This window comes from Sandaracinaceae bacterium (assembly GCA_016706685.1).
Lineage (GTDB): Bacteria > Myxococcota_A > Polyangia > Polyangiales > Houyiibacteriaceae > JADJJE01.
This window is the reverse complement of record JADJJE010000013.1, coordinates 218640-243983: the sequence shown is the minus strand read 5'-3', so window position 1 is coordinate 243983 and position 25344 is coordinate 218640. Positions and strand designations below refer to the sequence as shown.

Genomic DNA, 25344 nt, shown 5'->3' with positions numbered 1-25344 from the left:
GTGCCGCTCTGCTCTACGACCGCAGCACCAACACAGCCCGTGTGCCAGTGCTCTCCACGAGCGGCAGCGCCACGCCCAGCACCAGGCCGGCCCGCGCGGCGTCGCTGTCGGTTGCATCGTTCTGCTTGCTCTGCCTCGACCAGACGAGCGGCTCGCCGGCCTTCGCCGCGCGGCCGGCCACGCCCTCCCCGGGCATCAGGCAGGTGGTCCGGCTCGCGCGGCCCAACGCTTCGAGTCCCGTGTCGTAGGCCCCATGGTCCAGCCACAGCCGCCCCTGCGCGTCCGGGATCCAGATCTCGATGGCGCGCGCCGGCGGTGAGCGCTGGGCTGTCAGGAACACCAACACGTGCTCGACCTCGTTCTGCCGCACGATGGGCACCCCGAGCCCCACGGCCAGCGCGTGCTCCCGCGCCAGGGCGGCGCGCAAGAAGTGAGGCGAGTAGCGCAGGTCGTCGATGATGTGAGGCCGGTGGCGGTCCCAGGTGATTCCCGGAAGCCCGATGCCACGCCGAAAGCGCGCGAGGCGACTCGACATCTCGAAGTCGCCGAGCACCCCGTAGTAGCCTTCGGCGTGCACCAGCTCGGCGTTCTGGCTCGGCTCCCAGACCTCCACGCAGCCCCCGCGGCCCGTCTCGCTGTGACAGCGCAGCACCACCACTGTGGAGAGCCGCTGCGCGTGGAACAGCGGAAAGGCCACGACCACGGTCTCGCGGTCCTCGCTGTCCAGCTCGGGTCGCTGCGTGGAGAGCACACGCCGCACCAGGCGCGCCGTCCCTTGGGCTGTGCCGTGGATCGTCACCTGTTCTTCGCTCTGCCCGGCGGGACCGGTGGTCGTGCGCCGCCAGTCATGGCCGCGTTGCGGCGACCAGAGCTCAATCTCGCGAACGAACGCACTTTGTTGCGCCATGGGGGCCTCTCCCGAAGAGTCTAGGCACCCGCGCTTCGTTCTTCCATGTAGGCGCACGGAGCGCGGCGCTATTTACCCGATCGACATCGGACCGAAATGCGGCGGCACCGCTAGCGCCGGCCGAGCCACACGAAGAGCGCCACCAGACCGCCGAAGCCCCACAGCGTCATGGGCAGCGACTCGCCCACGAGCCACGCGGCCCCCAAGAACGTGAGGAAGGGCTGAAGCAGCTGCACCTGGCTGACCGTGGTGACTCCGCCGCGCGCGAGCCCCGTGTACCACGGCACGAACGCGAGCAGCTGCGAGATGGTCCCCACGTAGACCAGCCCGCCCATCGCGGGCAGCCCCGGCAGGCTGTGCTGCTCGCGCAGCGCGAAGAGCGCCCACGGCACGGTCAGCGGCGCCACCAGCAACACAGCCCACGCGATGACCTCCACGCTGGGCAGCTCACGGGTCAGCTGTGCACCGGAGCCATAGCCGACCGCCGTGAAGCCCACGGCCGCCAGCAGCAGCGCGTCCGACGGCTGCAGCGCGCCGCCGCCGTGGTGGCGCGCGAAGGCGACGACCGTGAGCGTGGCCGCCGCCGACATCCACCAGAAGCGGGCGCGCCGTGTCTCACCGTAGCGGAGCGCGGCAAAGGCGGCCGTGGCCATGGGCGCGAGCCCCAGCACCAGCCCAGCTTGCGAGGCGCTCCCCTCCTGCATGGCCCACGCGATGGTGATGGGGAAGCCCACGGCCACGCACAGGCCGACCCCAGCGAGGCGCAGCGCGAGCGGCCAGCCGGGCCAGCGTGCGCGGCGCGCCAACAGCAGCGGTAGCGCCAGCGTCGCAGCGAGCGCGGCCCGACCCGTGGCGACGGAGATGGGATCGAGGTCGCGCAGCGCGAGGCGCGTCATGGGCATGGTCAGACTGAAAGCGGCCACGGCCACCGTGCCGAGCCAGAGGCCTGTGAAGGTGTCGCTGAAGCGGGAGGGGGAGACGCCGACGGGCGGTTCGGCCGCCGGGAGGAGCGCGGTGCTAGGCATGCATAGAGCCTGGCGTCCGCATCCACTTCGGCACAGATTCAGAGAAAGAACAGTTGGACCAGCACAGATGCGTCGGTCACCATCTGTACTGGTCCAACGGGATCCAACTGTCATGCTCTACGAAGACGTCGCCCAGCGCCTCGAGCGGCTGATCCATGATGGCACGCTGCTGCCCGGGCACCGGCTGCCCTCGGTGAGGCACGTGCGCGACCGCTGGGGCGTGAGCGTGGCCACGGCGCAGCACGCGTTCCGAGTGCTCGAGACGCGCGGCCTGGTGGAGGCTCGACCGCGCTCGGGCTACTTCGTGCGGGACACGCCCCGCCTCTGGTTGCCAGTGCCCGAGCCCAGCGTGCCGCTCCCGGAGGACGAGCGCCTGCGTGGCCTCTCCGTGCTGCGCGAGACCGCCGCGCCCGACCTCGTGGCCCTGGGCACTGCACTGCCCGACCCGGTGCACCTGCCGCTGAGCGCGCTCGGGCGCCTGGCCACGCGCATCATGCGAGAGTCGCCGGAGGAGGCCTTCGGCTATGCGCTGCCCCCCGGTCCTGCGCGCTTGCGGCGTGCCATCGCGGCGCACGCGGCCGACGCGGGCGCCAACCTCCAGCCCAGCGACATCATCACCACCACCGGCGCCATGGAGGCCATCTACCTGAGCCTGGCCGCCACCACCCAGCCGGGCGACCGCGTGCTGGTCCAGTCGCCCACCTACTTCGGCATCATCGAGAAGATCCAGTTCATGGGGCGCGTTCCGGTGGAGGTGCCCAGCACGCCCGAGCGTGGTCTCGACCTCGGGCTGTTCGAGCGGATGGTGGCCGATGGCGCGAGCGCGTGCGTGCTGGTGCCCAACTTCAACAACCCCTGCGGCAGCCTGCTGTCCGACGCCGACAAGGCGCGGCTCGTGAAGCTGTGCGTGCGCGCCAAGCTCCCGCTCATCGAGGACGACCTGTACGGCGAGCTCGCGCACGACGGGCAGCGCCCCAGCTCCCTCAAGGCCTTCGATCGCGGTGGCTGGGTGCTGTCGTGCAGCTCGGTCAGCAAGGTGCTCTCGCCGGGCCTGCGGGTGGGCTGGGTGGCCCCGGGTCGCTTCTACGACGCCGTGCTCGATGCCAAGCTGGCCGTGTCGTTCGCCAGCGCCAGCCTCCCGCAGCTGGTCGTGGCCAGCTACCTCGAAGGGGGCGGCTACGACACGCACATCCGCCGGCTGCGCGCTGCGTACCGCGATCAGGTGAGCGCGGTGGGCCTGGCCGTGCGCCGACACTTCCCGCCCGGCACGCGCTGCACGCGCCCCAGCGGCGGGCACGTGCTGTGGGTGCAGCTGCCCGAGGGCGTGGACGCCATCGCGCTCTATCGCAGCGCCCTGCGCAGCGGCGTGGGCGTGGCGCCCGGCCCGTTGTTCTCCCCCACCGGCCGCCACCGCGGGTACCTGCGCCTCAACTGCGCGAGCCCGTTCGACGCGCGCACCGACGCCGCCCTGGCCAAGCTGGGCGCGCTCTGCCTGCGGTCCCTCACGGGCGCGGCTAGCCCACTACTCGGCGGCCAGCCAGCGCGCGCACTCGTCGCCCAGCTCGGCTCGCGCGCGGGCCTCGTAGGCGGCGCAATCATCGTCGGTCAGCGTGTCGCGCCAGCGGCCGTTGGTGCCGCGGTGCACGAAGGTCTGCGCCCCGCCGTCCCAGAAGGCGCCCCCGAGGGGCACCGACTTGGTGGCGTTGGCCTTCATGTACTCGAAGGTGCAGTGGTCCACGATCTGGTCCCACTTGGACTCGTCGATGGGGATGTCGAGGAACGCGGCGATGCGCCGGATCTGCGCGGGCATGTCGGCCTTCAGGTCCGCGAAGTGCACCAGCTGGACGTTGGGGAGGTCGCGAGTGGCCCACCACGTGCGGATGTTCTCCCAGAAGGGCCAGAAGGGGTGACCGTCGCGCGCCAGCCAGTCCCGGAAGTACTGATGGACGGAGTCGGGCGGCGGCTCGATGGGCGGCCCCACGCGCCCCGGCGTGTCGTTGAGCGCGCCGTACCAGGCCGCGTTCCCGTTCAGGTGGTGGTTGTACATGCTCCACACCACGTCGCGCCCATCGCGCCCGATGTACAGGTACTTGGCCTTGGGCGAGAACACGAGCGCGTCCACCGGCAGGTGAGTCTTGATGAAGCGCCGGTGCGTCTGCGCTTCCACCTCGGGGAGCTTGACCTCCTTCGGCGGAACGCGGAGGTCCAGCCACGGCGACATGTCCGCCACCTCGAGGCCCGCCTCGCCCGCGAAGAGCAGCTGCGAGATGATCTGCTGCATCCACGTGGTGCCCGACTTCGCGTACGTGCCGATGATGATGTCGTCGTCACGGAAGGCGAAGTCGTTCCAGATGGTGGAGTCGAAGTGATGGTTGTGGAACTCGCGCGTCTTGGTGGGCCAGGTGCTCGTGCTCATGTTTCCTAGCAGGAGACGAGTGTCAGGCGAGCGCGGGAGAGAACGCAAGCGCGGCCTGTGGAGCTCCTTGGCTCACGCGACGGGGATCGGGCGCCAGCGGGGCCCCGGCTTCTTGATGACCGGGTGGCTGTAGTCGCCGAATGCACCGGACGGAGACAGCGCGGCGAAGGCTTCGCGCTGGCGACGGGCGAGCGTGGTGAAGCGCGCGCTCTCGGGGTCGGCCACGAGGTCGAGGCAGAGCGCACCCCACGCCGTCTCACGCAACACGCCACCCGCACTGGCGAAGCGCGCCTCGCCCACCAGCGCGCGCAGGTGCGGCCCATACCAGGTGCGCGCGCCCGGCGCCTTGAGGCCGTACTGCTGCAGGCGCCCGGCCTCCAGCACCGAGGCCGAGTTGAACTGCCCTTCGCCTTCGAAGGTGGGATGCACCAGACCGTGCTCGGCACGAAACACCTCGGCCAAGCGGTCACCCACGGCAAACACCGCCGAGGCATCCTGGCTGCCGGGGAAGTCGAGCTGGATGGCCCCCAGCTCGCCAGCAGGCTGCGCCGAGATCGACGCCGAGTACGTGGGAGCCTTGCGCCGCGCGAGGGCGAACGCGTGGGGTCGTGCGCTGATCGCCGCGACCAGAGTCTCTCGGTCGAAGGGCTCGCGGGCGCGCTCGTCGGCCCCTTGGTGCGTGGGCGTGAGACCGAGCTCGGCCAGGGTGTCGAAGAGCCGCGTCAACCCGGCCGAGGTGGCCAGCGGCGTCGTCGTGAGGATCCGGACGCGGTAGCTCGCGGGCACTTTGGCCATGTCCCCACTCTACACCCCCTGCCCTGCCGCCCATCGTCCAAGCTCGCATCCGGCGCCGCGAGCGTTCATCATGACGGGCGCACGCCGTCCGCGGGCGCGCCGTCCGTCATCCCCCCGGAGCCTCCCAACATGCCGTTCACGATCGAGCGCACTCTCGTTCTCTCCCTCGCCCTCGCGGCGCTCACCGCCGGCTGTGGCGGTGGCGGTGGTGGGTCCACCGACCCGGGCTGGGAGGTGCGCGAGACCACGTTGCTGCCGCCGTGGGAAGAGGGCTGCACCAACGCGCACGTCCCCATCGTCATGGTGCACGGCTTCCTCGCGTCGGGAGACACGTACACCAACCACCTCATGCGCTTCACGGCGAACGGCTATTGCCGGGACCGGATCTTCGTCTACGACTGGAACTCGCTCGGTGGCGGGAACAGCCCCGCGCGCCTCGACACGTTCGTGGACGAAGTACTGCGCGTGACCGGCGCCACGCAGATCGACCTGATGGGCCACTCGGCCGGGGGCGGCATCGGCTACAGCTACCTCGAAGACGCCACGCGTGCGGCGAAGGTGCGGCGCTACGTCCACATCGGCAGCGGTGACGAGGACGCGCCCGCGGGCCCCACGGCCAACGTGCCCACGCTGAACCTCTACTCCGCCAACGACCGTGTCGTGACGGCCAACGACGGCATCGACGGTGCCGAGAACGTGGACCTCGTGGACGACGACCACTACGAGGTGGCCACCAGCGCCGAGTCCTTCACGGCCATCTGGGAGTTCCTGACCGACAGCGCGCCCACCACCACCGACATCACGCCGCAGACCGAGCCCATCGTCATCGCGGGCCGCGCGGGCGCCCTGGGTGAGAACGTGCCGGTGGCCGGAGCCACCATCAACATCTACGAGGTCGACACCGACACGGGGCAGCGCCTGCGCTCGCGGCCGCGCGCCACGTTCATCGCCAGCGAGGAGGGCTACTGGGGCCCCTTCGCCGGGAGCCCCGACGTCCGCTACGAGTTCCACGTCATCCCGCTGACGGGCCGCAGCATCCACTACTACCGGGAGAACTTCGTGCGCAGCAACACCCTGGTCTACCTGCGCACGCTGCCCACCGGCCTCTTCGGGCGCGCGCTGATCGGCGCCACCCGCTTCGACGAAGACCAGCCCACCACGGTCATCTTCCTGGCCAGCCGCGGGCTCCAGCCCGGCGACATGCTGGACCTCGACGAAGCCGACCTGAGCGGGGACGCGTACACGAACCGCGACAACACCACCATCGCGCTGTTCTTCTTCGACAACGTCAGCGACGACATGACCGACCTGAGCCCCGTGGCGTTGTTCGAGACCTTCCCGTTCTTGGCAGGCCTCGACTTCGCACCGGGCGCCGACGCCGACCAGTCGTCGGTGGCCGAGTGGAACGGCCGCCGCATCGGCATCCCGCGCTGGCCCGCCGAGCCGGACGGGGTGAGCATCGCCGTCTTCGACTGACCCTCCGCCGTTCACTACGACCCAGCGCGGTTCCCGTGGTATCTAGGCGGCCGTGTCCGACAACGAAGTCGATGAGCCGAGCGACCCGGCGCCCCCTGAAGCCGACGAGGCCAAGCAGGGTGTTCCGCGTGACCCGGGTCGCGCCGTGGGCGCGGCCGCGCAGGAGGAGCCGAAGCCGCCCTCGTTCGTGGTCGTCTGGCTGACTCGCTTGCTGGCCAGCCTGACCGCGCCGCTGGCCGAGATTGGCGCGCTGGCGCGGATGCTGGGCCAAGTGGTCTTCTGGGGCCTGCGGCCTCCCTATCGCGGGCGCATCTTCATCCACTGCATGGAGTACGTGGGCGTCCAGTCCATCTTCATCGTGGGCATCACCGGCTTCTTCGTGGGCGCCGTGCTCGGGCTGCAGCTGGTCAACGGCTTCCGCGACCTGGGCGTGGAGAGCCAGACGGGCTCCGTGGTGGGCTTCGCGCTCTCGCGCGAGATCGGGCCCGTGTTCACCGCGCTCATGGTGTCCAGCCGCGCCGGCAGCGCCATGACCACCGAGCTCGGCTCCATGCGCGTCACCAACCAGATCGACGCGCTCATCACCATGGCGGTGAACCCCGTGCAGTACCTGGTGGTCCCGCGCGTGGTGGCCGGGCTGCTCATGGTGCCCATCCTCACCATCTTCTTCGACGTCATCGGCATGTCGGGCGCGTGGCTGGTCTGCACCAAGCTGCTGGGCCTCGACAGCGGCGTGTTCCTGGACCGCATGCGCTGGATCGTGGACTGGAAGGACGTGCAGCTGGGCCTCACCAAGTCCGCGGTCTTCGGCGTCACCGTCTGCCTCATCGCGTGCCGCCAGGGCTTCTACGCCTCGGGCGGCGCCGCTGGCGTGGGCCAGGCCACCAACCGCTCGGTGGTGCACAACGCCATCGCCATCTTGGTGCTGGACTACCTGGTGACCGGCATCGTGCTCGGCGAGGGCCTCGGCTGATGGGCGTCAAGGAGTGGTTCGGCGCGTTCACGGGCGCCTCCGCCGACGAGATCCGCCGCGTGGACCCGGAGGTGCTGGCCGACCCAGTGCACATTCGCGTGCGTGACGTGCACAAGTACTACGGCGCGCACCACGTCCTGAAGGGCCTCAGCTTCGACATCGTGCGCGCCAAGACCAACGTCATCATCGGGCCGTCGGGCTCCGGCAAGACGGTCTTGATGCGCCAGCTCATTCGGCTCGAGAAGCCGGACTCGGGGCAGATCCTGGTGAACAACCGCGACTTCGTGGAGCTGGAGGGCATGGAGCTGGACGCCATGCGCCGCACCATGGGCATGGTCTTCCAGATGTCGGCGCTGTTCGACTCCATGAGCGTGTTCGAGAACGTGGCCTTCCCGCTGCGGGAGCACACGAAGATGAGCAATAAGGAGATCAAGGAGCGCGTCATGGACCGCCTCGAGTCCCTGGGCATCGGGCACGCGTGGAACAAGTCTCCGGCCGAGCTGAGCGGCGGCATGCAGAAGCGCGTGGCGGTGGCGCGGTCGCTGGTGCTCGAGACCGACGTGCTGATCTACGACGAGCCCACCACCGGCCTCGACCCCATCACCACCTGCACGGTGGACGAGCTCATCGCCGAGGCCGAAGAGAAGTTCGGCGTGACCAGCATCGTGATCAGCCACGACATGGCCAGCGTCTTCCGCATCGCGGATCGCATCACCTTCATGTACTTCGGCGAGGTGCAGGCATCGGGGACGCCGCGTGAGCTGCTGGAGAGCCTGAACGAGCCCACCATGCAGTTCATCCTGGCCTCGGGCGTGAGCCGCGACTTGATCGACAGCCGACGCAACGGCTGACCTCCCCGAGGCTGGCGTGGGCCTTGCAACATGAAGAGCACCGTGAGTTCAGCGCATCGCGAACCCGCTGGAAACCTTCATGACGCAGACACCCCCTCGCACCCATGGTGAATCAGAATGACTGACGCGGCTGACATGGCGCTCCCCGGTGAAGTCGAGCTCGTCCGGGAGATGATCGGCATCCTCGAGCGCAAGCTGGCGCGCGACTACCCCGCGGGGTCCACGCTGCGGGCAGCGCACCCCAAGTCCCTCGGCGTGCTGCACGGCAGCCTCACGGTCGAAGAGCACCTGCCGGCGGAGCTCGCCGTGGGCGTGTTTCAGCCCGGGCGCCGCTACGACTGCTGGCTGCGCTCATCGAGCGCCAGCGCCAAGCCCCAGTCGGACGCCGTGCCGGACCTGCGCGGGCTCGCCATCAAGCTGCTGGGCGCCACCGGCGCGGGCGATGCCGACGTGCCCCGGGGGCAGGACTTCGTGCTGCTCAGTCACCCCAGCATGCCTCTCGGGACGGTGCCGCTCTTTCGCGACGCCATCTACTACGCCGTGGAGAGCTCGCCGCTCTTGCTGCTGGCGAAGTTCGTGCTCACCGGCCACGCCCGGGCGCTCTGGGAGCTGAAGAAGGCCAGCGGCTGCCCCACGTCGCCCTTGGATATCCGCTACTGGAGCACCACCCCGTACCGCTTCGGGGACCGCGTGGTGAAGTACGGGCTGATCCCCACCTCGGCACACCGCAGCACGCTGCCGGCCAAGCTGGGGGAGCACTACTTGACCGACGCGATGGCCGCGCACCTGGACGAACACGAGGCCACCTTCGACTTCTGCGTGCAGCTCCAGAAGGACGGCATGCCCATCGAAGACGCGGCGGTGGTGTGGGACGAAGCCGCCTCCCCCTTCATCAAGCTGGCCACCGTGGTCATCCCGCTTCAGGTCTTTCGCACCCCCGAGCGACGGGCGCTCAGCGAGTCGCTGGCGTTCTCGCCTGGGCACGCCCTCCCCGAGCACTCACCGCTCGGAGGCCTGAACCGCGCGCGGGTGGCCATCTACGAGCGCCTGGCGCGGTTCCGTCGCGAGCGAGACGCCGTCACGGGGAGCGCGGCGGCATAGAGGAAGCGTGCAGGCGCCACCTCCTCAGCTGGCGATCAAGAGCACGTCCAGCTGCGTCACGAGCGCGTCGACCAGCGCCTCGCGGGAGATGAACGCCGGGCGCTCGCTGAGCCACTTGAGCACCACGTAGATCGCGCCGTTGATCGCGACGTACAGCGCCGCAGGCCCGCCGCGTACGCGGTAGCGCTCGCTGTTCGCCGTCAGGTAGGCGCGAAACACGTCGCCGATCCGCGTCTCCAAGATTGCAGCGACACCGGTGCCGGAGAGCACCGGGGTGGCGGCGAGGATCTCCGAGAGCAGCACTCGATAGGGCTCGAGTTGCACGAGGACCGACAGGCAAACCTGCCGCAGCAGCACACGCGGGGGGATGTCCACGGCGTTGAGGCTCACGCCGCGGATTTGCTGTTCGGTGGAGAGCACGCCCCGCTCCACGATGCCGGAGACGATCATCTCCTTGTTGGTGAAGTACTGATAGAGGGAGCCTGGGCTCACCCCGGCGACATCCGCCACGCGGTTGGTGGTGAACCCCGCCACCCCCTCGCTCTCCAGTACGCGAATACCGGCATCCAGGATCAAGTGCACGGTGTCGACGGCTCGCTGCTGTGTCGGGATCTTGAGCAATGACGAGCGGGGCAAGGGGGGCGTGGTCTCGGACACCGGGGAAGCCTATCCAGAATGCGAGTTGTATGCGAGCATAGCTCGCATACACACTGACGGCCATGCGTGACGCCACCAGGATTCATCTCCCCACCGACATGACGCTCGATGAGTGGAAGACCGTAGGAGGCTGCGTCCTCCGAGTGTTGCTCGACTCCAACCGAACCGAGGACATCATCACGGCGGAAGAGCTGGGCGCCCAGTCGCAGATCGCCTACCTCGCCACGTGTGGGGTCATGAGCACGGGCGAGGGCCCCGACATCATGCGGGATCGTCCGGACCTCGGGGAAGTGGACCAAGAGGCGCTGCGGCGGCTGCCGGCCTCCACGTTGGGCGGCGCCTTTGCACGCTTCTTCGAAGACAACGGGCTGACCACCGAGATCTACGGCATCCCCGCCCTGTACACGGCCGACCCGGACCAAGCGTACCTCATGCGCCGCTACCGCCACTCCCACGACCTCTGGCACGTGCTCACGGGCTTCTCCATCGCAGGCCACGACGAGATCCTGATCCACGCGTTCTCCCTCGCGCAGACCGGCATGCCCAGCTCGGTGGTGCTCATGGTGCTGGGCTCGCTGAAGCACATGCTCCTCGAGGGGCGCTTCGGGCTCATGCGTAGCGGCCTGCTCGCCGCCTACCGGCGCGGCCGCGAAGCCAGTCCGTTGCTGCCCGTGTATTGGGAGCGGCACTTCGAAGAGAGCCTCGAGTCCGTCCGCGCGCGCTATGGCGTGCGGCCTTGGACCGACGCGGATCGCGAGGCGGCGCGTCCGTTTCGTTGGACGGGCCCCGTCGTCGCCAACGTGGCGTGACCGGGCGGATCAGCTCGCGGGCCGCCTTCGGCCTCTCGACACGCTCGCTCAGCGCGGAGGCCGGGTGGTGGGAGCCGCAGCCGGCGTGCGGGCGAAGCGCCGCGCCTCGAGGAGGATGTCGAGCAGCACCCCCAACACCACGAACTCCACCAGCGCCATGTGCAGGTAGCGGGCCAGCTGTGGCCACGCGGCGCTCATGACACCGAAGCCCAGGCCCACCAGCCCCAGCACCAGCGTCCCGCGCATGGGCACACGCACCACGGCGAACACCGTGGCGAACAGGAAGGTGTCCCGCGTCAGGATGGTGGGCACGTCCTCGCCGCGGAGGATGCCCGCGCTGCGAGACGCGAGGGCAGCGAGCGACATGCCCACGATGATCTGCAAGAACTGCCGGTCGATGGCAGTGACGGCGAGATCCCGTGCGCGGAACGCGAGGTACACGGCCAGCATCACCGTGGTGCCCAAAGAGGTGTAGAGGAGCGTCGTGGGGTCGGCCGCGAAGCCCGGACTCGGGTCCGCCATGAGCTGCGCCGCCTGAGCCGCGCTCAGGAGCACGAAGGCAGCGCTGATGGCGCGCAACCGCACGGCGTTCGCCACGCGCGGGTCAGCGTCACGCTCGAGCGCCTCGATGCGGGCACGCTCACGTTCTTGCTCTGCCCTCGCCGCCGCGAGCGCGTCTTGCTGCGCGCTGCTGGCCGCATCACCGAGCTCCAGCAGCAACACCTCGGCGCGCCGCACGTCGCCCTCGCGGAGCGCGTGCGCGAACATCTGCCCGCGACAGCGGGCGAGCGCGCGCCGCGCGGAGGGCAGCCCCGGCCGCGCACGCAGCGCCTGCTCCAGCACGAACTGCGCTTGGTAGAAGGGCCGCGGGTCTCTGCCATCCGCCCCGTCCAGCAACGCTTCCGCGCTGGCCACCAGCGCGTGGGTCTCGCGCAGCGTGAGGAAGCCCTCGAGGGCCTCGCGGAAGGCGCGCACGTTCGCGAAGCGCATGTCCGGGTCCGGGGCGCACGCGCGGTTGGCGATGGCCCCGAGATCCGCCGGGACCTCGTCGCCATAGACCACGGCCTCGGCGTGGAGCGCCCGCATCATGGTGGCCGACATGGACTCGGCCAGGTGGCGTGGCGCGCCGCAGAGCACCTCGTGCAGCGTGGCGCCCAGCAGGAACACGTCGGAGCGCTCGTCGATGGCCTCGGCGTCTCCGCGCACCATCTCGGGCGCCATGTAGGCCGGTGTCCCCGCGATGGGCAGGGTCCGCCCGGCCACGAGGCCATCACGCCGCAGCGCGAGGCCCCAGTCCATGAGGTAGACCTCGCCGAACTCGCCCAGCATCACGTTCTCGGGCTTCACGTCACGGTGCAGCACCCCGCGGCTGTGGGCGTAGTCGAGCGCGTGGCACACCTGGATCAGCACACGCAGGTGACGCTCCAGCGCGTCCGGCTGCTGGGGGAGCCGCGTGGCGTCCGCGCGCAAGGCCTTGCCCCAGCTCTGGCCGCTGACGCGCTTCAACACCACCACGGGGCCGAACTCCCGATCGGCCCCCACCGCGTGCACGGGCGCGACGTTGGGGTGCTCGAGGCTGCCGTGGATGCGCGCCTCGTCCAACAGCGCATAGCCCTCCGCCTCGTGCTGGGGCTTCTTGTGCAGTCGCTTGAGCGCCACCTCGCGGCCGAGCGAGCGCTGCTCCGCCAGCTCCACCACGCCCATCCCGCCTTCGCCCAGGCGCCCACGCACCACGAGGTCGAAATCGGCGTGCGGTCCTGCGCCGTTCGGAGGGAGCGCGCCAGGCGGACGCCCCACCGTCTCGCGCGCCACGTTCAGCGGCTGCAGAGCCTGCAGCATGCGCTCCAGCTGGCTGTGGGCGGCCACGGTGTGGAGGTCGTCCGACAGCACGGCCGAGATCCGCGAGAGCGGGTCCACGTCGCTCGTGAGCTTCGCGGCGGTCATGCGCGCGTGCAGGGTCTCGAGCGTGCTGGGGGTGTCCACCAGGCCGAGCGTCTTTCATCTCTCGGCGCGCCGCAACTTGGGGCACCCCCGGCTAAAGCCGAGGGCAGCAAACCAGGCCTCGGCCTACTGAAAGTCCCCCCTTCGGGCGGACTAGCTGGTCGCTATCCAGTCACCTCTCTGGTCCGGCAATCCTTGGTGTCCGGGTACCTTGGGTAGAACGGATCCGGCACAGCAGCCACCCAGTCCGCCCGGAGGGGGGACTTTAGGCAGTACGATCACCTGGTTTGCTGCCCTCGGCTTTAGCCGGGGGTGCCAATCGACCTTGTTTCCAAGTCTAGAAGCCGCCTCCACGAGCCACTCCGGCCCTACTCGAACGACCCGTGCCGACCCTTGCCACCCGAGAACGCCGTGGCCCCGCTCAACGTCTCGCCCGAGGCCAGCGTGGCCAGCCCGAGCTCGAGCTCGCGGCGCATGGCGTCGGGCCACGCCAGGGACCACTGGTCGATGGCCGAGCGCCGGTCGCCGCGCATGCAGCGTTGGGGGAACGCCGCGATCTGGGCCGCCAGCTCGAGCGCCTGCGAGAGGGCCTGTCCCTTCGGGGCCACCCGCTCGCACAGCCCGATGCGCAGCGCCTCGTCGGCGTGCACCGGACGCCCCGTCAGGATCAGGTCCATGGCGCGCCCGTGCCCGATGAGGCGCGGCAGGCGCACGGTCCCGAGGTCGATCAGCGGCACCCCGAAGCGCCGGCAGAACACCCCCAGCACGGCGTCCTCGGCCACCACGCGCAGGTCGCAGAAGAGGGCCAGCTCGAGCCCCCCGGCCACGGCATAGCCTTCGATGGCGGCGATGACCGGCTTGTCCAGCTCCATGCGCGTGGGCCCCATGGGGCCAATGGCCTCCGGCGCGAGATCGCGGGTGTCTCCCTTGGCCAGCGCTTTCAGGTCCGCCCCCGCGCAGAAGGTACCGCCCCCTCCCGTGAAGACCGCCACGTAGGCCTGCTCGTCCGCTTCGAAGTGGGCGAACGCACCGTGCAGGGCCTGTGCGGTGGCGCTGTCCACGGCGTTCTGGACTTCGGGCCGGTGCAGGGTGATCAGGGCCACGTGCCCGTGCAGCTCGTAGGTGACCGTCAGGTTTCCAGGGGTGTCCATGGGGTGATGCTGCCTGGTTCACCCCGGTGACGGGTGCACTAAAAGGCCCCCGCGCTTGCGGCTGGGCAACGGGCATGATATCTGGCCAGCCCTTTTGAATTGCGGAGTTCTACCGTGTCCAAGGTCTGCGACGTCACCGGCAAGCGCGCTCTGCGCGGCCACAAAGTCTCCCACTCCAACGTGAAGACGGTTGTCTTCAACCAGCCCAATCTCCAGGTGAAGCGCTTCTTCATCCCGGAAGAGAACCGCTGGGTGAAGCTGCGCGTCAGCACGGCCGGCATCCGCGAGATCGACAAGCGCGGCATCGCGTCGGTCATGCGCGAGATCGCGGCTCGTCGCAGCGCCAGCTGAGGCGCTCCGTTCGGGTGCTCGTGAAAGAGCCGGTCGGGTCATCCCACCGGCCTTTCGTGTTTCCGTCGTAGTACGCTCCCGGGGAGGCCCATCAGCATGTCCGCGCACCGCATCATCGTCCTCACGGGTGGCCCCAGCGCCGGCAAGACCGCCGTGCAGCAGGTGGCCAGCGAGCAGTTCGGCGACCGCCTGGTGCTGGTGCCCGAGGCCGCCACCCTGCTTTTCTCCGGGGGCTTCCCGCTGCCGGTGTCCGATGAGACCCGGCGCGCGGCCCAGCGGGCCATCTACTTCGTGCAGCGCGAGCTGGAAGAGGCCTGCACCGTGCACGCCCCGGATGACGCCGTGGTGCTGTGCGATCGCGGGACGGCCGACGGCGCGGCCTACTGGAAGGGCACGCCCGACTTCTTCGAGGCCGTGGGGTCCACGCGCGAAGCCGAGCACGCGCGCTACCACACGGTCATCCACCTGGCGGTGCCGGGCGTGGGGGGCGGCTACAACCTGCAGAACCCCACGCGCAAAGAGACGCCCGAAGAGGCCCGCCGCGTGGACGAAGGCATCAAGCGCGCCTGGGCCGGCCACCCGCGGCTGTTCGACGTGAGCAACGAGACCGACTTCGTGCACAAGCTGGAGCGGGCCATGGCGCTGATCACGGCGGCCATGGAAGAGCCGGGCTGACCCGGCTCACAGGCCTCACAGGCTCAAGCCGCCGTCCAGCGTGACCACACTGCCCGTCATCCACTCGGCGTCCAGCACCTGCACGATGAGCTCCGCCACCTCGGCGGCCGTCCCCAGACGCCCGAGCGGGTGCAGGTAGGCCAGCGCCTCCAGCTGCTCGGCCACCAGGCGATCGCGCTCGGCCCCTTCGGGGACACGCGTGCCCGGAGCCACGCGCGGTTGGCGCACCATGTCGGTGTCCACCACGCCGGGCGCCACCGCGTTGACGCGGATGTGGCGCGCGGCCAGCTCTTTGGCGAGCCCGCGCGTGGTGGCTTCGAGCGCGGCCTTGGTGCCCGCGTAGCCCAGGGTGGACGGCGCCGGGCGCCCCGAGAGCGTGCTGCTCACGGTGACGATGGAGCCGCCGTGGCCCTGCTGCACCATGACGCGCGCCGCCTCCTGGCTGAGCAGCGTGGGCGCCAGCTGGTTGACCCGCCACATGGCCTCGAGGGCCTGCGGGGTGAGCGTGCCCACCGGCTCGTACTTCACGATGCCCGCGCAGTGCACCAGCCCGTCGAGGCCGCCCAGCGCCTCGGCCGCGTGGCCCACCAAGAGCTCGCGCTCCGACTCGCGCGCCAGGTCGCCCACCACGGCGGTCACCTGCTTCGACGAGATGCGCGCCACCTGCATGAGCGCCTCTTCGTCGCGCCCCACGGCGGCCACGCGCGCACCGCACTTCACCAGGCAGGCCACGACGGCGCGCCCAATCCCACGGCTCGCGCCGGTCACGAGGACTCGCCCCTGGCTCACTCTCATCCGCCGACTCCTACGTAGGGACCCCAGGGCGGCTCGGGCGGCACGTCGGCCGGCTCTCCGGTGACGGGCGCCTCGTCGTCTGGGATGAAGGGCGGCGAGTCGACGCAGAGGATGCTCTGCCACCGCTCGCTCTTGTTCTGATACAGGTGTGCCGCGCCACGCGGCCAGCGATAGACCGTACCGGCCGGCACCGGCTGGTGCTGACAGTGGAGGCCGCCCGTCAGCACCATCTCGGTCTCGCGCATGATGCGATGTTGATGCAAGGGGATCTCGCCGCCCGGCTGGATGTTCAGGCGGTAGATGCCGGCGTCGCGCGTCTCGTGGATGACGTCCACCGTCCCCCAGGGCTTCTCCTCCTGGAGGATGTGGGCCCAGCCCTGCCCGCGCACGATCTCGATGGAAGGCTGCGCGAAGCCGCTGAGCGCGCCGGGCTTGGTGAGCTTCACGCGCACTTGCTCCACCAGCGCGCGCTGCTCGTCGGGCGAGGGCGGCGCTAGCAGGTAGCGCGCGATGGTGTGCGCAGCGGTCTCCAGCAACCGGAAGCGACAGCTCTTCAGCAGGAACATCACCTGCGCCGACGCGGCCGCGTAGTTCACGGTGTCGCGCACGCGCTCGCTGCGCGCCGAGGTCTCGGTGTCGAGCAGCAGGTCCAGCTCCACGTGCAGCGGCTGGCTGACCTCGCGCTCGTGCGGGTACACGCCCACCACGCACTCCACGTGCAGGCCACGGATGCGGATGGTGTCCAGCTGGGGGGTGTCGCTCACGTCGTGGAGCGTATCAGTGTGCTCCATTCGTGGCGACCTCAGCGGTGGCTGCGAATCATCTGGCCCAGGCGATCGAGCGCGCTCTCGATGACCTCCATGTCGGGCCCGAACGAGAAGCGCACGTGGTGGCGAAAGCGGCTGGGGCGGCTCATGCGGCGCTTGCCCGGGTTGATGTCGAAGAAGTGCCCGGGCACGCAGATCACCTGGTACTCGAGCGCGGCCTTGAAGAAGTCTTCGCCGTGGCGGATGGACTCGGGCAGGTCGCTGAGGTCGCCCCACGCGTAGAACGTGCCTTCGGGCTCCACCGCGAACTTGATGCCCAGCGCGCGCAGGCCGCTGATGAGCCGGTCGCGCTTCGGGAGGAAGGTGTCGCGGATGGCCTTGGTCTCCGCGAGCGTGGGCTCCACCTGCACCAGCGAGATGGCCGCGCGCTGCATGGGCGCCACGGCGCCGCCATCCAAGAAAGAGCCGGCGCTGGCCACGGACTCGATGAAGGTCTTGGGGCCCAGCACCCACGTGGTGCGGAAGCCGGGGTAGCGCCAGTTCTTGGTGAGCCCGTCGAACACCACGATGGGGTCGCGGTTCACGTCGGTCACGTACTCGGCGGCGCTCACGATGGGCTGGTCGCCCACCCACACGTAGTGGGAGTAGAACTCGTCCATGAGTAGCGCGCAGTCCAGCTCGCGCGCCGTGTCCACCCAGGCCCGCAGCGCGTCGCCGTGCACCAGCTTTCCGGTGGGGTTGCAGGCGTTGCTCATCAGGATGGCGCCCAGGCCCCGCCCCAGGATCTCGCGGCGCAGGTCGGCGGCGCTGAACTCGTAGAGCGACTCCGGGTCCAGCAAGATGGGGATGGGCTGGAAGCGACGGAACACGTCCAGCAGCTCTTCGTAGGCCGTGTAGTCCGGCAGGAAGTGCCCCAGGTGCACCGGTGCGATGGCCGCGCACGCGCGCATGATGGATACGCGCCCGCCGCCGCAGATGGCCACGTTCTCGGGCCCGTACTGCGAGGGCTTCCCCTTGCGAAAGAGCTCGTTGTACAGGTTGGCCACGGCCTCGCGCAGCTCCCAGATGCCGGGCACGGGCGCGTAGTCGAGATCATCGGCGCCCACGGGAATGGACGTCAGCCGCTCGGGAGCACCCGGCAGCGGGCCCGTCTCGGGCTGCCCCTGGCCCAGGTTGCACCAGCCCTCGGCGCCCAGCTGGAAGCCCCGCTTCTGGGCCTCCACGGTCACGTAGATGACGCCCGTGCGGGGCACGTTGCGGAACGCTCCCATCAGGTCCAGCGCGTCGGTGCGGTCGGGTTCGGGCTCGGTCTCGGGGGCGTCGTGGCGGAGCGTCATGGTGGGGCCGGGACTCTACCAGCGAAGCCTCGCGGGGCGGTCATTCGCCGTTTTTTGGGACCGTGCCCACATGTCGGATAGCGTCGCACACATGGCTACCCCAGCAGCTCTCGCGCGCATCCCACTGAAGAAGGTCCCCGTGGGGAGCGTGGTGTCCACACGCCCGCTGCGCGACGCCCCGCTGCAGGACGCGCCGCTGCGCGATGCGCCCAAGCCCTCGCCGTTCATCAAGTGGGTGGGCGGCAAAGGCCGGCTCATGGGGCAGCTGGAGCCGCTGATGCCGCCGGGTGTGGAGCGCATGCGGCACGTGGAGCCGTTCGTGGGCGGCGGCGCCATGTTCTTCGCACGGCAGCCCGAGCGCGCCGTGCTGTCGGACATCAACCCCGACCTGGTGCACGTGTACCAGTCCATCCGCGACGACGTGCAGGGCGTGATCACCGCGCTCGCGCCCTTGGCGGCGGCCGGCAACGAGCCCGACACCTACTACGCGGTGCGCGAGCGGTACAACGCGGGTGAGGGGCGCGCGAAGCCGCTGCGTGCCGCGATGTTCATCTACCTGAACAAGACCTGCTTCAACGGGCTGCACCGCGTGAACCAGCGCGGGCAGTTCAACGTGCCGGCCGGGCGCTACAAGAACCCCACCATCCTGGACCACGCGGGCCTGCGCGCAGCGAGCCGTGCCCTCGCGGGCGCCGACATCCGCGTGGCCGGCTTCGAGGAGCTGCTAGGCACCGCGCGGCCCGGGGACTTCGTGTACTTCGACCCGCCGTACGAGCCCGTCTCCACGACCGCGAGCTTCACCGGCTACGCGCGGGACGGCTTCTCGCAGGAGGACCAGACGCGCCTGCGGGACGTGTTCCGTGAGCTCCACCGACGCGGCGCGAAGCTCATGCTCAGCAACAGCGACGTGCCGTTCATCCGCGAGCTGTACCGAGACTTCCACATCAGCACCATCGAGGCCGCGCGCGCCATCAACTCGAACGGCGCGGGCCGCGGGAAGATCAGCGAGGTGGTGGTGCGCAACTACGCCTGAGGCAGCGGGTAGCTGTCGATCCAGGGGGCCGCCGCCTCGAGCTCGAACGCCAGCGCCAGCAGCGTGGCCTCGTGACCGAACGGCGCGGCGAAGTGGCTGCCGATGGGCAGACCGGTAGGGTCGCGGAAGAGGGGCACCGTCATGGCGGGGACGCCAGCCATGTTGTGGATGCACGTGTAGCCGGCCAGTGACTCGGTGCGCCGCAGCACGACTTCGCGCGGGAGCTGGGGCGACAGGTACCCGAGGGAAGGCACCTCGATGGGAAGCGTGGGGCAGAGCACCGCATCGAACGCGCTGAGATGCTGGCGCATGGCGACCTCGGCCTTGGCCAGCACAGCGAGCGCATCCGGCACGCGCCCGGCGGGGAGCGCGCGGAACCACGCCAGCAGCTCGAGAGTGAATGGCTCGAGCTCGCCCTCGCCCACGTCGCGGCCCAAGAGGGGTCGCATCATGGCCGCAAGCTGGTCGACGGTGAAGCCGGCCAGCACGAAGAAGGTGTCCGAGAGCTCGGCCCCTGAAACCGGCGGCGACGCCATGTCCACCACGTGGTGGCCCAGCGCGCGGCACAGCTCCACGGTCTTGCGCAACGCGTCGTGCACGGCGGGCACAGGGCTCTCGCCCATGAGCGTGTCGTGGTAGACGCCGATGCGGAGGCGCCGCGCGTGGGGCCCTTGCACCACGCCCACCGGCGGCAGCGGCCCGTCCTGCTGCTCGAGCACCGCCAGGAGGCGCGCGCTGTCGCGCACGCTGCGGCTCACGGCAAAGTCGATGAGCAGGCCGTGCATGTCGGGCCCGGCCGGCACGCAGCGCCCTCGGCTGGGCTTGAGGCCGAAGAGACCACACGCCGCTGCGGGGATGCGGATGGAGCCGCCGCCATCGCTGGCGTGCGCGAGCGGGACCATGCCGCTGGCCACGGCGGCCGCCGAACCACCGGAAGACCCCGTGGCGGAGCGCGTGAGATCCCACGGGTTGCGCGTGGTACCCGACAGCAGCGCCTCGGTGCTGCCCAGCAGCCCCAGCTCCGACGTGGTGGTCTTGCCGAGCACGTTGAAGCCAGCGGCTGCGAGCCGGGCGGTGAAGGGGGAACCTTCCTGCGCCACGTTGCCTGCGAACAAACGCGAGCCCATCCGGCACGGCTGACCCGGAACGCTGAGCAGGTCCTTCACCAGCAGCGGCACGCCACCGAACGAGCCCTCGGCGCGCTGGGTGCGCGCACGCTCGCGCGCAGCGTCGAAGTCCCGGCTATCGAGCGCGTGCACCGTGGCGTCCAACCGCTCGATGCGCTTGATGGTGGCGTCCACCAACTCGAGCGGCGTGAGGGCACCGTCCGCGATGAGCTGCGCCTGCCCTGTGGCGTCCATGTCCGAGAGTTCGTCCTTCATGCGAGCACCCATTCCTTGAAACCGGCGAGGCCGGCGAGTTGATAGCTCCAGAACCCCGCAAACGCGGCGACCACGTCCGCCTCGCTCGCGTCGCTGCCGAGGATGGCGACCAGCATGCGTGCCGTGTTCTCGAACAGGGTGGTGAGCACGAGGCGCTGTGTCTTGGTGAGGGGGCGGCCAGACGCCTTCCGCAGGTCCGCGGCGGTGGCGTCCACCAGGAGCGTGACGAACTGCTGCCGGAAGGAGGCGAGCCGCGAGCCCTCCGCGTGCGACAGCACAACCACGACTTTGCGGCGGTGGTCCAGCCAGAAGCGCAGCAGCTCCTGGCCATCGGCCTCGGCGCGTGGGTCGAGCGCGCGCAACTGGGGCGCCTCCGTCAGCGATCGGACGCGCTTGCGGAGCAGCGCGAGGAACTGGGCCGCGAAAGCCGGGGGGAACAGCTCGTCGAACAGCGCGTCCTTGCTGGCGAAGTAGCGGTACACGTTGCCCGTGGAGACGCCGGCTCGCGAGGCGATGCCCGCCATGGTGGCGCCCGCGTAGCCGGCCTCGGCGAAGACGGCCTCGCCGGCCAGGAGCACGCGCTCGCGAACTTCGGGCTTGAGTGTCTGCATGGAACTCAATCGCGAACGTACAATTCATTTTTGATCCGCGCAAGGCTGCACAACGCGAGCGCCTCCTTTGGGAACCCAGTGGTGCCCGCCTACGTCTCGGCGGGCAGCCGCCTCAGCGTCTCGCCCAGGCTGGCGAAGGGCACGCTGGGCACGAAGAAGGCCCACGCGGTGCAGCCTTCGATGAGCGGCGCGAGCCACGCGCTCTCCAACTCCAACACGGTGGCGGCGCGCACGCTGCTGAGCGGGATGGGGATGTCGATGTGCGACTCGCTGATGAGCCCCAACGCGCGGTGCGCACGAACAGCGCGGTTCTGCTCCACGAGGTAGGCCAGCGCCTGCTCGGGGGTGCCAAGCCCGGCGAACTCGGCCGGCATGCTGTCGGGCGCCTGGGTGCCGAGGCTCACGCGGCAGCGCAGGTCGGGCGCGGAGCCCCCTTCGTTCACCAGCAGGGTCTCCACTTGGTCGGTGTCGCCCACGCGCGCGCGGGTGTGCTGCGAGCCCGCTCCCAAGCGATGCGAGGGCAATCCGTCGCTGCCCAGCCGGCTGCCCAGGGTGTAGAGCGTGGAGTCCATGCACGTGCTGATGAACGCGATGGCGTCCTGCGGCAGCGCGGGCTGACCAGGTCGAGTGGGCGGCTCGGGCGACAAGTACACGCGCCAATTGCTCTGCAGTGGGCTGAGCATGAAGCGCCGCAGCGGCCCTGCGAAGGCCGGCCCGAAGTGACCATGGCGATAGGTCAGGATGCTGAGCGGAGTGCGCCCGTCGAGCTCGTCTAGAACGAGCCCCTCGGGCAGCAGGGAGCGCACGCGCTCAGCGGGCACCATCCAGTTGAGGTACACCACGTCGTGCACCTGGCTGCGCAGCGTGGGGTACGGCCAGCGGCGCGTGAGCACCCGCAGCACGTCACGAAAGCCGGGTGAGCCCAGACGCTGCGCGAGGCCAGCGAACAGCGCGCTGCCCTTCCCTGCTGACCCGCCAGGCCAGCGCAGCGCCCAGGTGGCCTCGGCCGGGTGGGCGAAGCGCAGGTGGTGCGCGTCTCCAAGGGTGGCGGCCCAGAACAGGCTGAAGAGGATCAGCCCCGGGAACGCGAGCCCGTTCACGGCCGTGCTCAGCGCGAAGTAGCGCGCGGCGTGTGCCGGGGGGCTGTCGAACGCCAGGTACGTGAGCAAGCCCGCCAGCAGGAAGAGCCCCAGCAAGACGCGCTCCACGAAGAGGATGCGCATCGGGAGCCCGAGCGCACCGCGCAGCCCCCCGAGCGTGAGCATCCAGCCCAGCAGCATGAACGTGTAGAACGTGTTCGCGACCGTGCCCGTGAGGATCATGAAGAGCCGCGAGGCCTCGCCCATGTACGCCCGGAGCGCATCTCCCTCGAGCGTCTGCACGCGCGCCACCAGCGTGGTCACCAGCTGGAGCTCGGCGTACTGCTCGGGCACCACCGCCAGCACGTTGAACCCGAGCGCGGCCCAGGCGGCTCCGTGCCCTGGGCGCCCCGGGAGCACGCGCACGTAGCGCAGCAGCGTGATGGACACGAGCAGGTCCGACAGCGCCGACAGCTGCCAGGGCAGCCAACCGATGACCCACGCCGTGCTGTGCTCCCGCACGTGGGCCGCGCGCGCCAGCAGGTCGAGCGAGGAGTCGAGGCCCGGCTGCAGGAACAGCAGCATGGTGACCAGCGCCAGCACGTGCGTGACCACGAAGAGCATCACGCTGCCCATGAGCTGGGCATAGCGCTGCACCTGCTGTGGCGTGGGCGGCGTGGGCGCCGGGGTCATGGCGCGTTGGGCTCCGGCCGAGCCTCTCGCTCACGCTCCTGGCGCGCGAACAGCAGCAGGCGCAGGTCCAGCTCGTAGCGCATGTACTCGGGCTCCATGTGCTCGCACAGCCGGTAGAAGGCCTTGTCGTGGTCCTTGTGGCGCAGGTGCGCCAGCTCGTGCACCACCACCATGCGCAGGAACTCGAGGGGCAGCTCCTTGAACAGGCTGGCGATGCTGATCTCGTTCTGGCTCTTGAGGTTTCCGCCCTGCACGCGGACCGCATAGGTGTGCAGCCCGAAGGCCCGGTGGAGCGTGCTGATCTTGTCGTTGTAGCGGACCTTGCTCAGCGGCGGCGAGCTGCGCAGGTGCTCGCGCTTCAGCTCCTGGGCGAACTCGTAGAGCGCGGCGTTGGTGGTGATGGCGTGGCCCGCGGCGTAGCGCTCCATCAGGCGCGCCTCGAGCACGCCCTCGCGGCGCAGGCGCAGGGCCTTGTCGCGCAGCTCCTCGGAGTATCCGGCCAGGTAGTCGACCACGTCAGAGCACCTCGAAGCCGGCGCTGGTGAGCAGGTCGGTCAGCGCGATGAGCGGCAGGCCCACGATGCCCGTGAAGTCATCGCCCGCGATGGACGTGAAGAGCGCGATGCCGCGCCCCTCGATCTTGTAGCTGCCCGCGCAGTCGAGCGGCGCGTCGGCCGCCACGTAGCGGGCGATGGCGGCCGGCGAGAGCGCGCGCATGCTCATGTGGTGCACCGAGAGGCCCTCGCTGAACCTGCCATCCGGGTGCCGCAGGGCCAGCGCCGTGATGAGCTGGTGTGTCTTGCCCGCCAGCTGCTGCAGCTGCGCCTCGGCGCGCTCGGGCGTGCCGGGCTTGCTGAGGATCTGATCACCCAGCACGCACACCTGGTCGGACCCCAGCACGAAGGCGCCCGGGTGGTCGGCGGCCACGCTCTCGGCCTTGGCGCGCGACAGCGTGGCGGCCAGCTCCGCGGGCGGGACAGCCGCATGCTTGAAAGCTTCCTCGTCGCAGCGGTGAGCCACTGCCCGGTAGGGCGCCCCCAGCCGCTCCAGCAGCTCCAGCCGATAGCGCGAGGTGGTGGCCACCACGAGGCGCGGTGTGGAAGCGCCGCTCACGGGATGGCGTGCCGCAAGTGAAGGCTCTTGAGCCGCGTGAAGCCATCGAAGCCGAAGCGCGAGAGAGTGCAGCCGCGCCCCGAGTCGCGCACGCCCACCCAGGCCAGCTCGGGGTCCAGGTAGTCGCAGCGGTTCATGAACACGGTGCCCACCTCCAGCTGCGCGGCCAGGCGCTGCGCGCGCTCGAGGTCGGGCGTCCAGAGCGAGGCGGTCAGGCCGAAAGCGCTGTCGTTGATGAGCGCCACGGCCTCTTCGTCCGAGGCCACCGGCATGACGCCCACCACGGGGCCAAAGGTCTCGGCGGTCATGAGGTCCATCTTGTGCGAGACGTTCACCAACACCTCGGGGGCCACGTACTGCGGCGGGCGGTCACCCGCGCTGCCGCCCACCAGCGCACGCGCGCCCATCGAGAGGGCCTGCTCCAGCTGCGCGCGCACCACGGCGGCGTTGCGGGCCCGCACCAGGGGCCCGAGGTTGGTGCCGGCCTCGCGCGGGTCACCCAGGTGCAGGGCACGCGCCTCGGCCACGGCGGCCTCGAGGAACGCGGGCAGCACGCGCTCGTGCACGTAGACGCGCTCCACCGCGCAGCAAGACTGCCCCGCGTTGTACATGGCGCCGTCGATGACGTTGGCGGCGGCCTTGGCCACGTCGGTGTCCTCGCACACGTAGGCCGCGTCTTTGCCGCCCAGCTCGTAGCCCACCGAGATGAAGCGCCCTGCCGCGGCGTGCGAAATGGCCCGGCCCCCTTCCACCGAGCCGGTGAAGGCCACGGCGCCCACGCGCGCGTCCCGCACCGCATCGGCCGTGAGCGCGTGCGTCATGTGCACGTGCTGCAAGAGACCCGCAGGCAACCCCGCCTGCAGCGCGCACTCGCTCATGCGCTCGGCCACCAGCGGGGTCTGCTCGGCGTGCTTCAGCAGCACCGCGTTCCCTGCCAGCAGCGCCGGCACCACCGCGTTCACCGCGGTGAGCCAGGGGTAGTTCCACGGCGCCAGCACCAGCACCACGCCCACCGGCACGCGCTGAATGGCGCGCGTGAAGCCTGCCTTGGGCGGCGGGAGGTAGTCGCTCAAGGCCTCCTCCGCGAGCCGCGCCATGGTCCGCCCACGGTCCAGGAAGCCGCTCAGCTCACCGGGCGCCTGCGCGCGCGGCCGACCCATCTGCGCGGTGAGCTCCTCGGCCGCCTCGTCGCGAACACCCTCCACCATGTCGAGGAAGCGCAGCACCCCGTGGATGCGCTCGGCGAGAGGCGTGTGGCCCCAGGCACGCTGCGCCGTGGTGGCGCGCGCCAGCAGGGCGTCGAGCTCGGCCGCGTTCGCGAACGCTCCCTCGTAGATCACGGAGTCGTCGGCGGGGGAGACCACGGAGAAGTGCGCGCTGCTCGTCATGGACGGATCGGGTCACAC

General features: G+C 70.2%; 24 protein-coding genes. 9 read left to right on the top strand and 15 right to left on the bottom strand.

The window, feature by feature from the left end; all coding sequences use genetic code 11:
• Positions 1 to 13 precede the first annotated feature (13 nt).
• Both IPI43_17340 and IPI43_17335 read right to left on the bottom strand, forming a co-directional pair.
• Positions 14 to 907, bottom strand: a complete 894-nt coding sequence (locus tag IPI43_17340; GenBank protein MBK7775871.1) for a hypothetical protein — start codon at positions 905 to 907, stop codon at positions 14 to 16.
• Between the two features lie 110 nt (positions 908 to 1017).
• Complete coding sequence (locus IPI43_17335) at positions 1018 to 1932, bottom strand: DMT family transporter (protein MBK7775870.1); 915 nt, start codon at positions 1930 to 1932, stop codon at positions 1018 to 1020.
• A 112-nt stretch (positions 1933 to 2044) separates the two neighbouring features.
• Here IPI43_17335 and IPI43_17330 point away from each other — a divergent pair, with 112 nt between their 5' ends.
• Entirely contained in the window at positions 2045 to 4357 is a 2313-nt protein-coding gene (locus tag IPI43_17330; GenBank protein MBK7775869.1) for a PLP-dependent aminotransferase family protein, read from the top strand.
• Positions 4358 to 4420: 63 nt separating this feature from the next.
• On the opposite strand, the gene IPI43_17325 is transcribed toward IPI43_17330, so the two are convergent.
• Entirely contained in the window at positions 4421 to 5143 is a 723-nt protein-coding gene (locus tag IPI43_17325; GenBank protein ID MBK7775868.1) for a hypothetical protein, read from the bottom strand.
• A 129-nt stretch (positions 5144 to 5272) separates the two neighbouring features.
• On the opposite strand from IPI43_17325, the gene IPI43_17320 reads away from it, so the two are divergent.
• The 4 genes from IPI43_17320 (at position 5273) to IPI43_17305 (ending at position 9544) form a co-directional block, all read left to right on the top strand.
• Positions 5273 to 6619 (top strand): alpha/beta fold hydrolase, encoded by a 1347-nt coding sequence (locus IPI43_17320; protein MBK7775867.1) that lies wholly within the window; start codon positions 5273 to 5275, stop codon positions 6617 to 6619.
• 220 nt (positions 6620 to 6839) lie between these two features.
• The gene (locus tag IPI43_17315; GenBank protein ID MBK7775866.1) at positions 6840 to 7592 is read left to right on the top strand and encodes an ABC transporter permease; all 753 of its coding nucleotides are present in this window, start codon (positions 6840 to 6842) and stop codon (positions 7590 to 7592) included.
• Positions 7592 to 8443 (top strand): ATP-binding cassette domain-containing protein, encoded by an 852-nt coding sequence (locus IPI43_17310; GenBank protein ID MBK7775865.1) that lies wholly within the window; start codon positions 7592 to 7594, stop codon positions 8441 to 8443. Before IPI43_17315 ends, IPI43_17310 begins: the two co-directional genes overlap by 1 nt.
• Positions 8444 to 8560: 117 nt before the next feature.
• Positions 8561 to 9544, top strand: coding sequence for a hypothetical protein (locus IPI43_17305; GenBank protein MBK7775864.1), 984 nt, complete (start codon positions 8561 to 8563; stop codon positions 9542 to 9544).
• 24 nt (positions 9545 to 9568) lie between these two features.
• Here IPI43_17305 and IPI43_17300 read toward each other — a convergent pair whose 3' ends face one another.
• Entirely contained in the window at positions 9569 to 10201 is a 633-nt protein-coding gene (locus IPI43_17300; protein MBK7775863.1) for a TetR/AcrR family transcriptional regulator, read from the bottom strand.
• A gap of 62 nt (positions 10202 to 10263) precedes the next feature.
• On the opposite strand from IPI43_17300, the gene IPI43_17295 reads away from it, so the two are divergent.
• The gene (locus IPI43_17295; protein ID MBK7775862.1) at positions 10264 to 11010 is read left to right on the top strand and encodes a hypothetical protein; all 747 of its coding nucleotides are present in this window, start codon (positions 10264 to 10266) and stop codon (positions 11008 to 11010) included.
• A gap of 48 nt (positions 11011 to 11058) precedes the next feature.
• On the opposite strand, the gene IPI43_17290 is transcribed toward IPI43_17295, so the two are convergent.
• Together IPI43_17290 and IPI43_17285 are read right to left on the bottom strand one after the other, a co-directional pair.
• Complete coding sequence (locus IPI43_17290; protein ID MBK7775861.1) at positions 11059 to 12993, bottom strand: serine/threonine protein kinase; 1935 nt, start codon at positions 12991 to 12993, stop codon at positions 11059 to 11061.
• 326 nt (positions 12994 to 13319) lie between these two features.
• The gene (locus tag IPI43_17285) at positions 13320 to 14084 is read right to left on the bottom strand and encodes a crotonase/enoyl-CoA hydratase family protein (protein MBK7775860.1); all 765 of its coding nucleotides are present in this window, start codon (positions 14082 to 14084) and stop codon (positions 13320 to 13322) included.
• A gap of 132 nt (positions 14085 to 14216) precedes the next feature.
• On the opposite strand from IPI43_17285, the gene rpmB reads away from it, so the two are divergent.
• Both rpmB and IPI43_17275 read left to right on the top strand, forming a co-directional pair.
• Positions 14217 to 14453: a 50S ribosomal protein L28 gene (rpmB, locus tag IPI43_17280; protein ID MBK7775859.1), complete on the top strand. Its 237-nt coding sequence runs from the start codon at positions 14217 to 14219 to the stop codon at positions 14451 to 14453.
• 96 nt (positions 14454 to 14549) lie between these two features.
• Entirely contained in the window at positions 14550 to 15128 is a 579-nt protein-coding gene (locus IPI43_17275; protein ID MBK7775858.1) for an ATP-binding protein, read from the top strand.
• A 15-nt stretch (positions 15129 to 15143) separates the two neighbouring features.
• Here IPI43_17275 and IPI43_17270 read toward each other — a convergent pair whose 3' ends face one another.
• The 3 genes from IPI43_17270 to IPI43_17260 are packed head-to-tail and all read right to left on the bottom strand — an operon-like array spanning position 15144 to position 18027.
• Positions 15144 to 15923 carry an SDR family oxidoreductase gene (locus IPI43_17270; GenBank protein ID MBK7775857.1) on the bottom strand — a complete coding sequence of 260 codons (780 nt, stop codon included), beginning with the start codon at positions 15921 to 15923 and terminating at the stop codon, positions 15144 to 15146.
• Positions 15920 to 16687, bottom strand: a complete 768-nt coding sequence (locus IPI43_17265) for a dihydroneopterin aldolase (GenBank protein MBK7775856.1) — start codon at positions 16685 to 16687, stop codon at positions 15920 to 15922. Before IPI43_17265 ends, IPI43_17270 begins: the two co-directional genes overlap by 4 nt.
• Before the next feature lie 38 nt (positions 16688 to 16725).
• Positions 16726 to 18027 carry a pyridoxal phosphate-dependent aminotransferase gene (locus IPI43_17260; GenBank protein ID MBK7775855.1) on the bottom strand — a complete coding sequence of 434 codons (1302 nt, stop codon included), beginning with the start codon at positions 18025 to 18027 and terminating at the stop codon, positions 16726 to 16728.
• 91 nt (positions 18028 to 18118) lie between these two features.
• On the opposite strand from IPI43_17260, the gene IPI43_17255 reads away from it, so the two are divergent.
• Positions 18119 to 19060, top strand: a complete 942-nt coding sequence (locus IPI43_17255; protein MBK7775854.1) for a DNA adenine methylase — start codon at positions 18119 to 18121, stop codon at positions 19058 to 19060.
• Here IPI43_17255 and IPI43_17250 read toward each other — a convergent pair.
• From IPI43_17250 to IPI43_17225, 6 genes are all read right to left on the bottom strand, one after another.
• Positions 19051 to 20442, bottom strand: coding sequence for an amidase (locus tag IPI43_17250; protein MBK7775853.1), 1392 nt, complete (start codon positions 20440 to 20442; stop codon positions 19051 to 19053). The genes IPI43_17255 and IPI43_17250 overlap by 10 nt on opposite strands.
• Complete coding sequence (locus IPI43_17245) at positions 20439 to 21053, bottom strand: TetR/AcrR family transcriptional regulator (GenBank protein ID MBK7775852.1); 615 nt, start codon at positions 21051 to 21053, stop codon at positions 20439 to 20441. The genes IPI43_17250 and IPI43_17245 overlap by 4 nt, the downstream gene beginning before the upstream one ends.
• 89 nt (positions 21054 to 21142) lie before the next feature.
• Complete coding sequence (locus tag IPI43_17240) at positions 21143 to 22825, bottom strand: DUF2071 domain-containing protein (GenBank protein MBK7775851.1); 1683 nt, start codon at positions 22823 to 22825, stop codon at positions 21143 to 21145.
• Positions 22822 to 23253, bottom strand: coding sequence for a M48 family metallopeptidase (locus IPI43_17235; GenBank protein ID MBK7775850.1), 432 nt, complete (start codon positions 23251 to 23253; stop codon positions 22822 to 22824). Before IPI43_17235 ends, IPI43_17240 begins: the two co-directional genes overlap by 4 nt.
• Before the next feature lie 88 nt (positions 23254 to 23341).
• Positions 23342 to 23938, bottom strand: a complete 597-nt coding sequence (gene maf, locus IPI43_17230) for a septum formation protein Maf (GenBank protein ID MBK7775849.1) — start codon at positions 23936 to 23938, stop codon at positions 23342 to 23344.
• Complete coding sequence (locus IPI43_17225) at positions 23935 to 25326, bottom strand: aldehyde dehydrogenase family protein (protein ID MBK7775848.1); 1392 nt, start codon at positions 25324 to 25326, stop codon at positions 23935 to 23937. The genes maf and IPI43_17225 overlap by 4 nt, the downstream gene beginning before the upstream one ends.
• Positions 25327 to 25344: the final 18 nt, after the last annotated feature.

Coding starts and splice junctions, on each gene's coding strand:
- IPI43_17335 (MBK7775870.1), bottom strand. CDS start 1,932: ATGCCTAGCACCGCGCTCCTCCCGGCGGCCGAACCGCCCGTCGGCGTC.
- IPI43_17250 (MBK7775853.1), bottom strand. CDS start 20,442: ATGAAGGACGAACTCTCGGACATGGACGCCACAGGGCAGGCGCAGCTC.
- IPI43_17340 (MBK7775871.1), bottom strand. CDS start 907: ATGGCGCAACAAAGTGCGTTCGTTCGCGAGATTGAGCTCTGGTCGCCG.
- IPI43_17325 (MBK7775868.1), bottom strand. CDS start 5,143: ATGGCCAAAGTGCCCGCGAGCTACCGCGTCCGGATCCTCACGACGACG.
- IPI43_17305 (MBK7775864.1), top strand. CDS start 8,561: ATGACTGACGCGGCTGACATGGCGCTCCCCGGTGAAGTCGAGCTCGTC.
- IPI43_17255 (MBK7775854.1), top strand. CDS start 18,119: ATGGCTACCCCAGCAGCTCTCGCGCGCATCCCACTGAAGAAGGTCCCC.
- IPI43_17310 (MBK7775865.1), top strand. CDS start 7,592: ATGGGCGTCAAGGAGTGGTTCGGCGCGTTCACGGGCGCCTCCGCCGAC.
- IPI43_17295 (MBK7775862.1), top strand. CDS start 10,264: ATGCGTGACGCCACCAGGATTCATCTCCCCACCGACATGACGCTCGAT.
- IPI43_17245 (MBK7775852.1), bottom strand. CDS start 21,053: ATGCAGACACTCAAGCCCGAAGTTCGCGAGCGCGTGCTCCTGGCCGGC.
- IPI43_17235 (MBK7775850.1), bottom strand. CDS start 23,253: ATGGAGCGCTACGCCGCGGGCCACGCCATCACCACCAACGCCGCGCTC.
- IPI43_17275 (MBK7775858.1), top strand. CDS start 14,550: ATGTCCGCGCACCGCATCATCGTCCTCACGGGTGGCCCCAGCGCCGGC.
- IPI43_17225 (MBK7775848.1), bottom strand. CDS start 25,326: ATGACGAGCAGCGCGCACTTCTCCGTGGTCTCCCCCGCCGACGACTCC.
- IPI43_17240 (MBK7775851.1), bottom strand. CDS start 22,825: ATGACCCCGGCGCCCACGCCGCCCACGCCACAGCAGGTGCAGCGCTAT.
- IPI43_17260 (MBK7775855.1), bottom strand. CDS start 18,027: ATGACGCTCCGCCACGACGCCCCCGAGACCGAGCCCGAACCCGACCGC.
- IPI43_17270 (MBK7775857.1), bottom strand. CDS start 15,923: ATGAGAGTGAGCCAGGGGCGAGTCCTCGTGACCGGCGCGAGCCGTGGG.
- IPI43_17320 (MBK7775867.1), top strand. CDS start 5,273: ATGCCGTTCACGATCGAGCGCACTCTCGTTCTCTCCCTCGCCCTCGCG.
- IPI43_17330 (MBK7775869.1), top strand. CDS start 2,045: ATGCTCTACGAAGACGTCGCCCAGCGCCTCGAGCGGCTGATCCATGAT.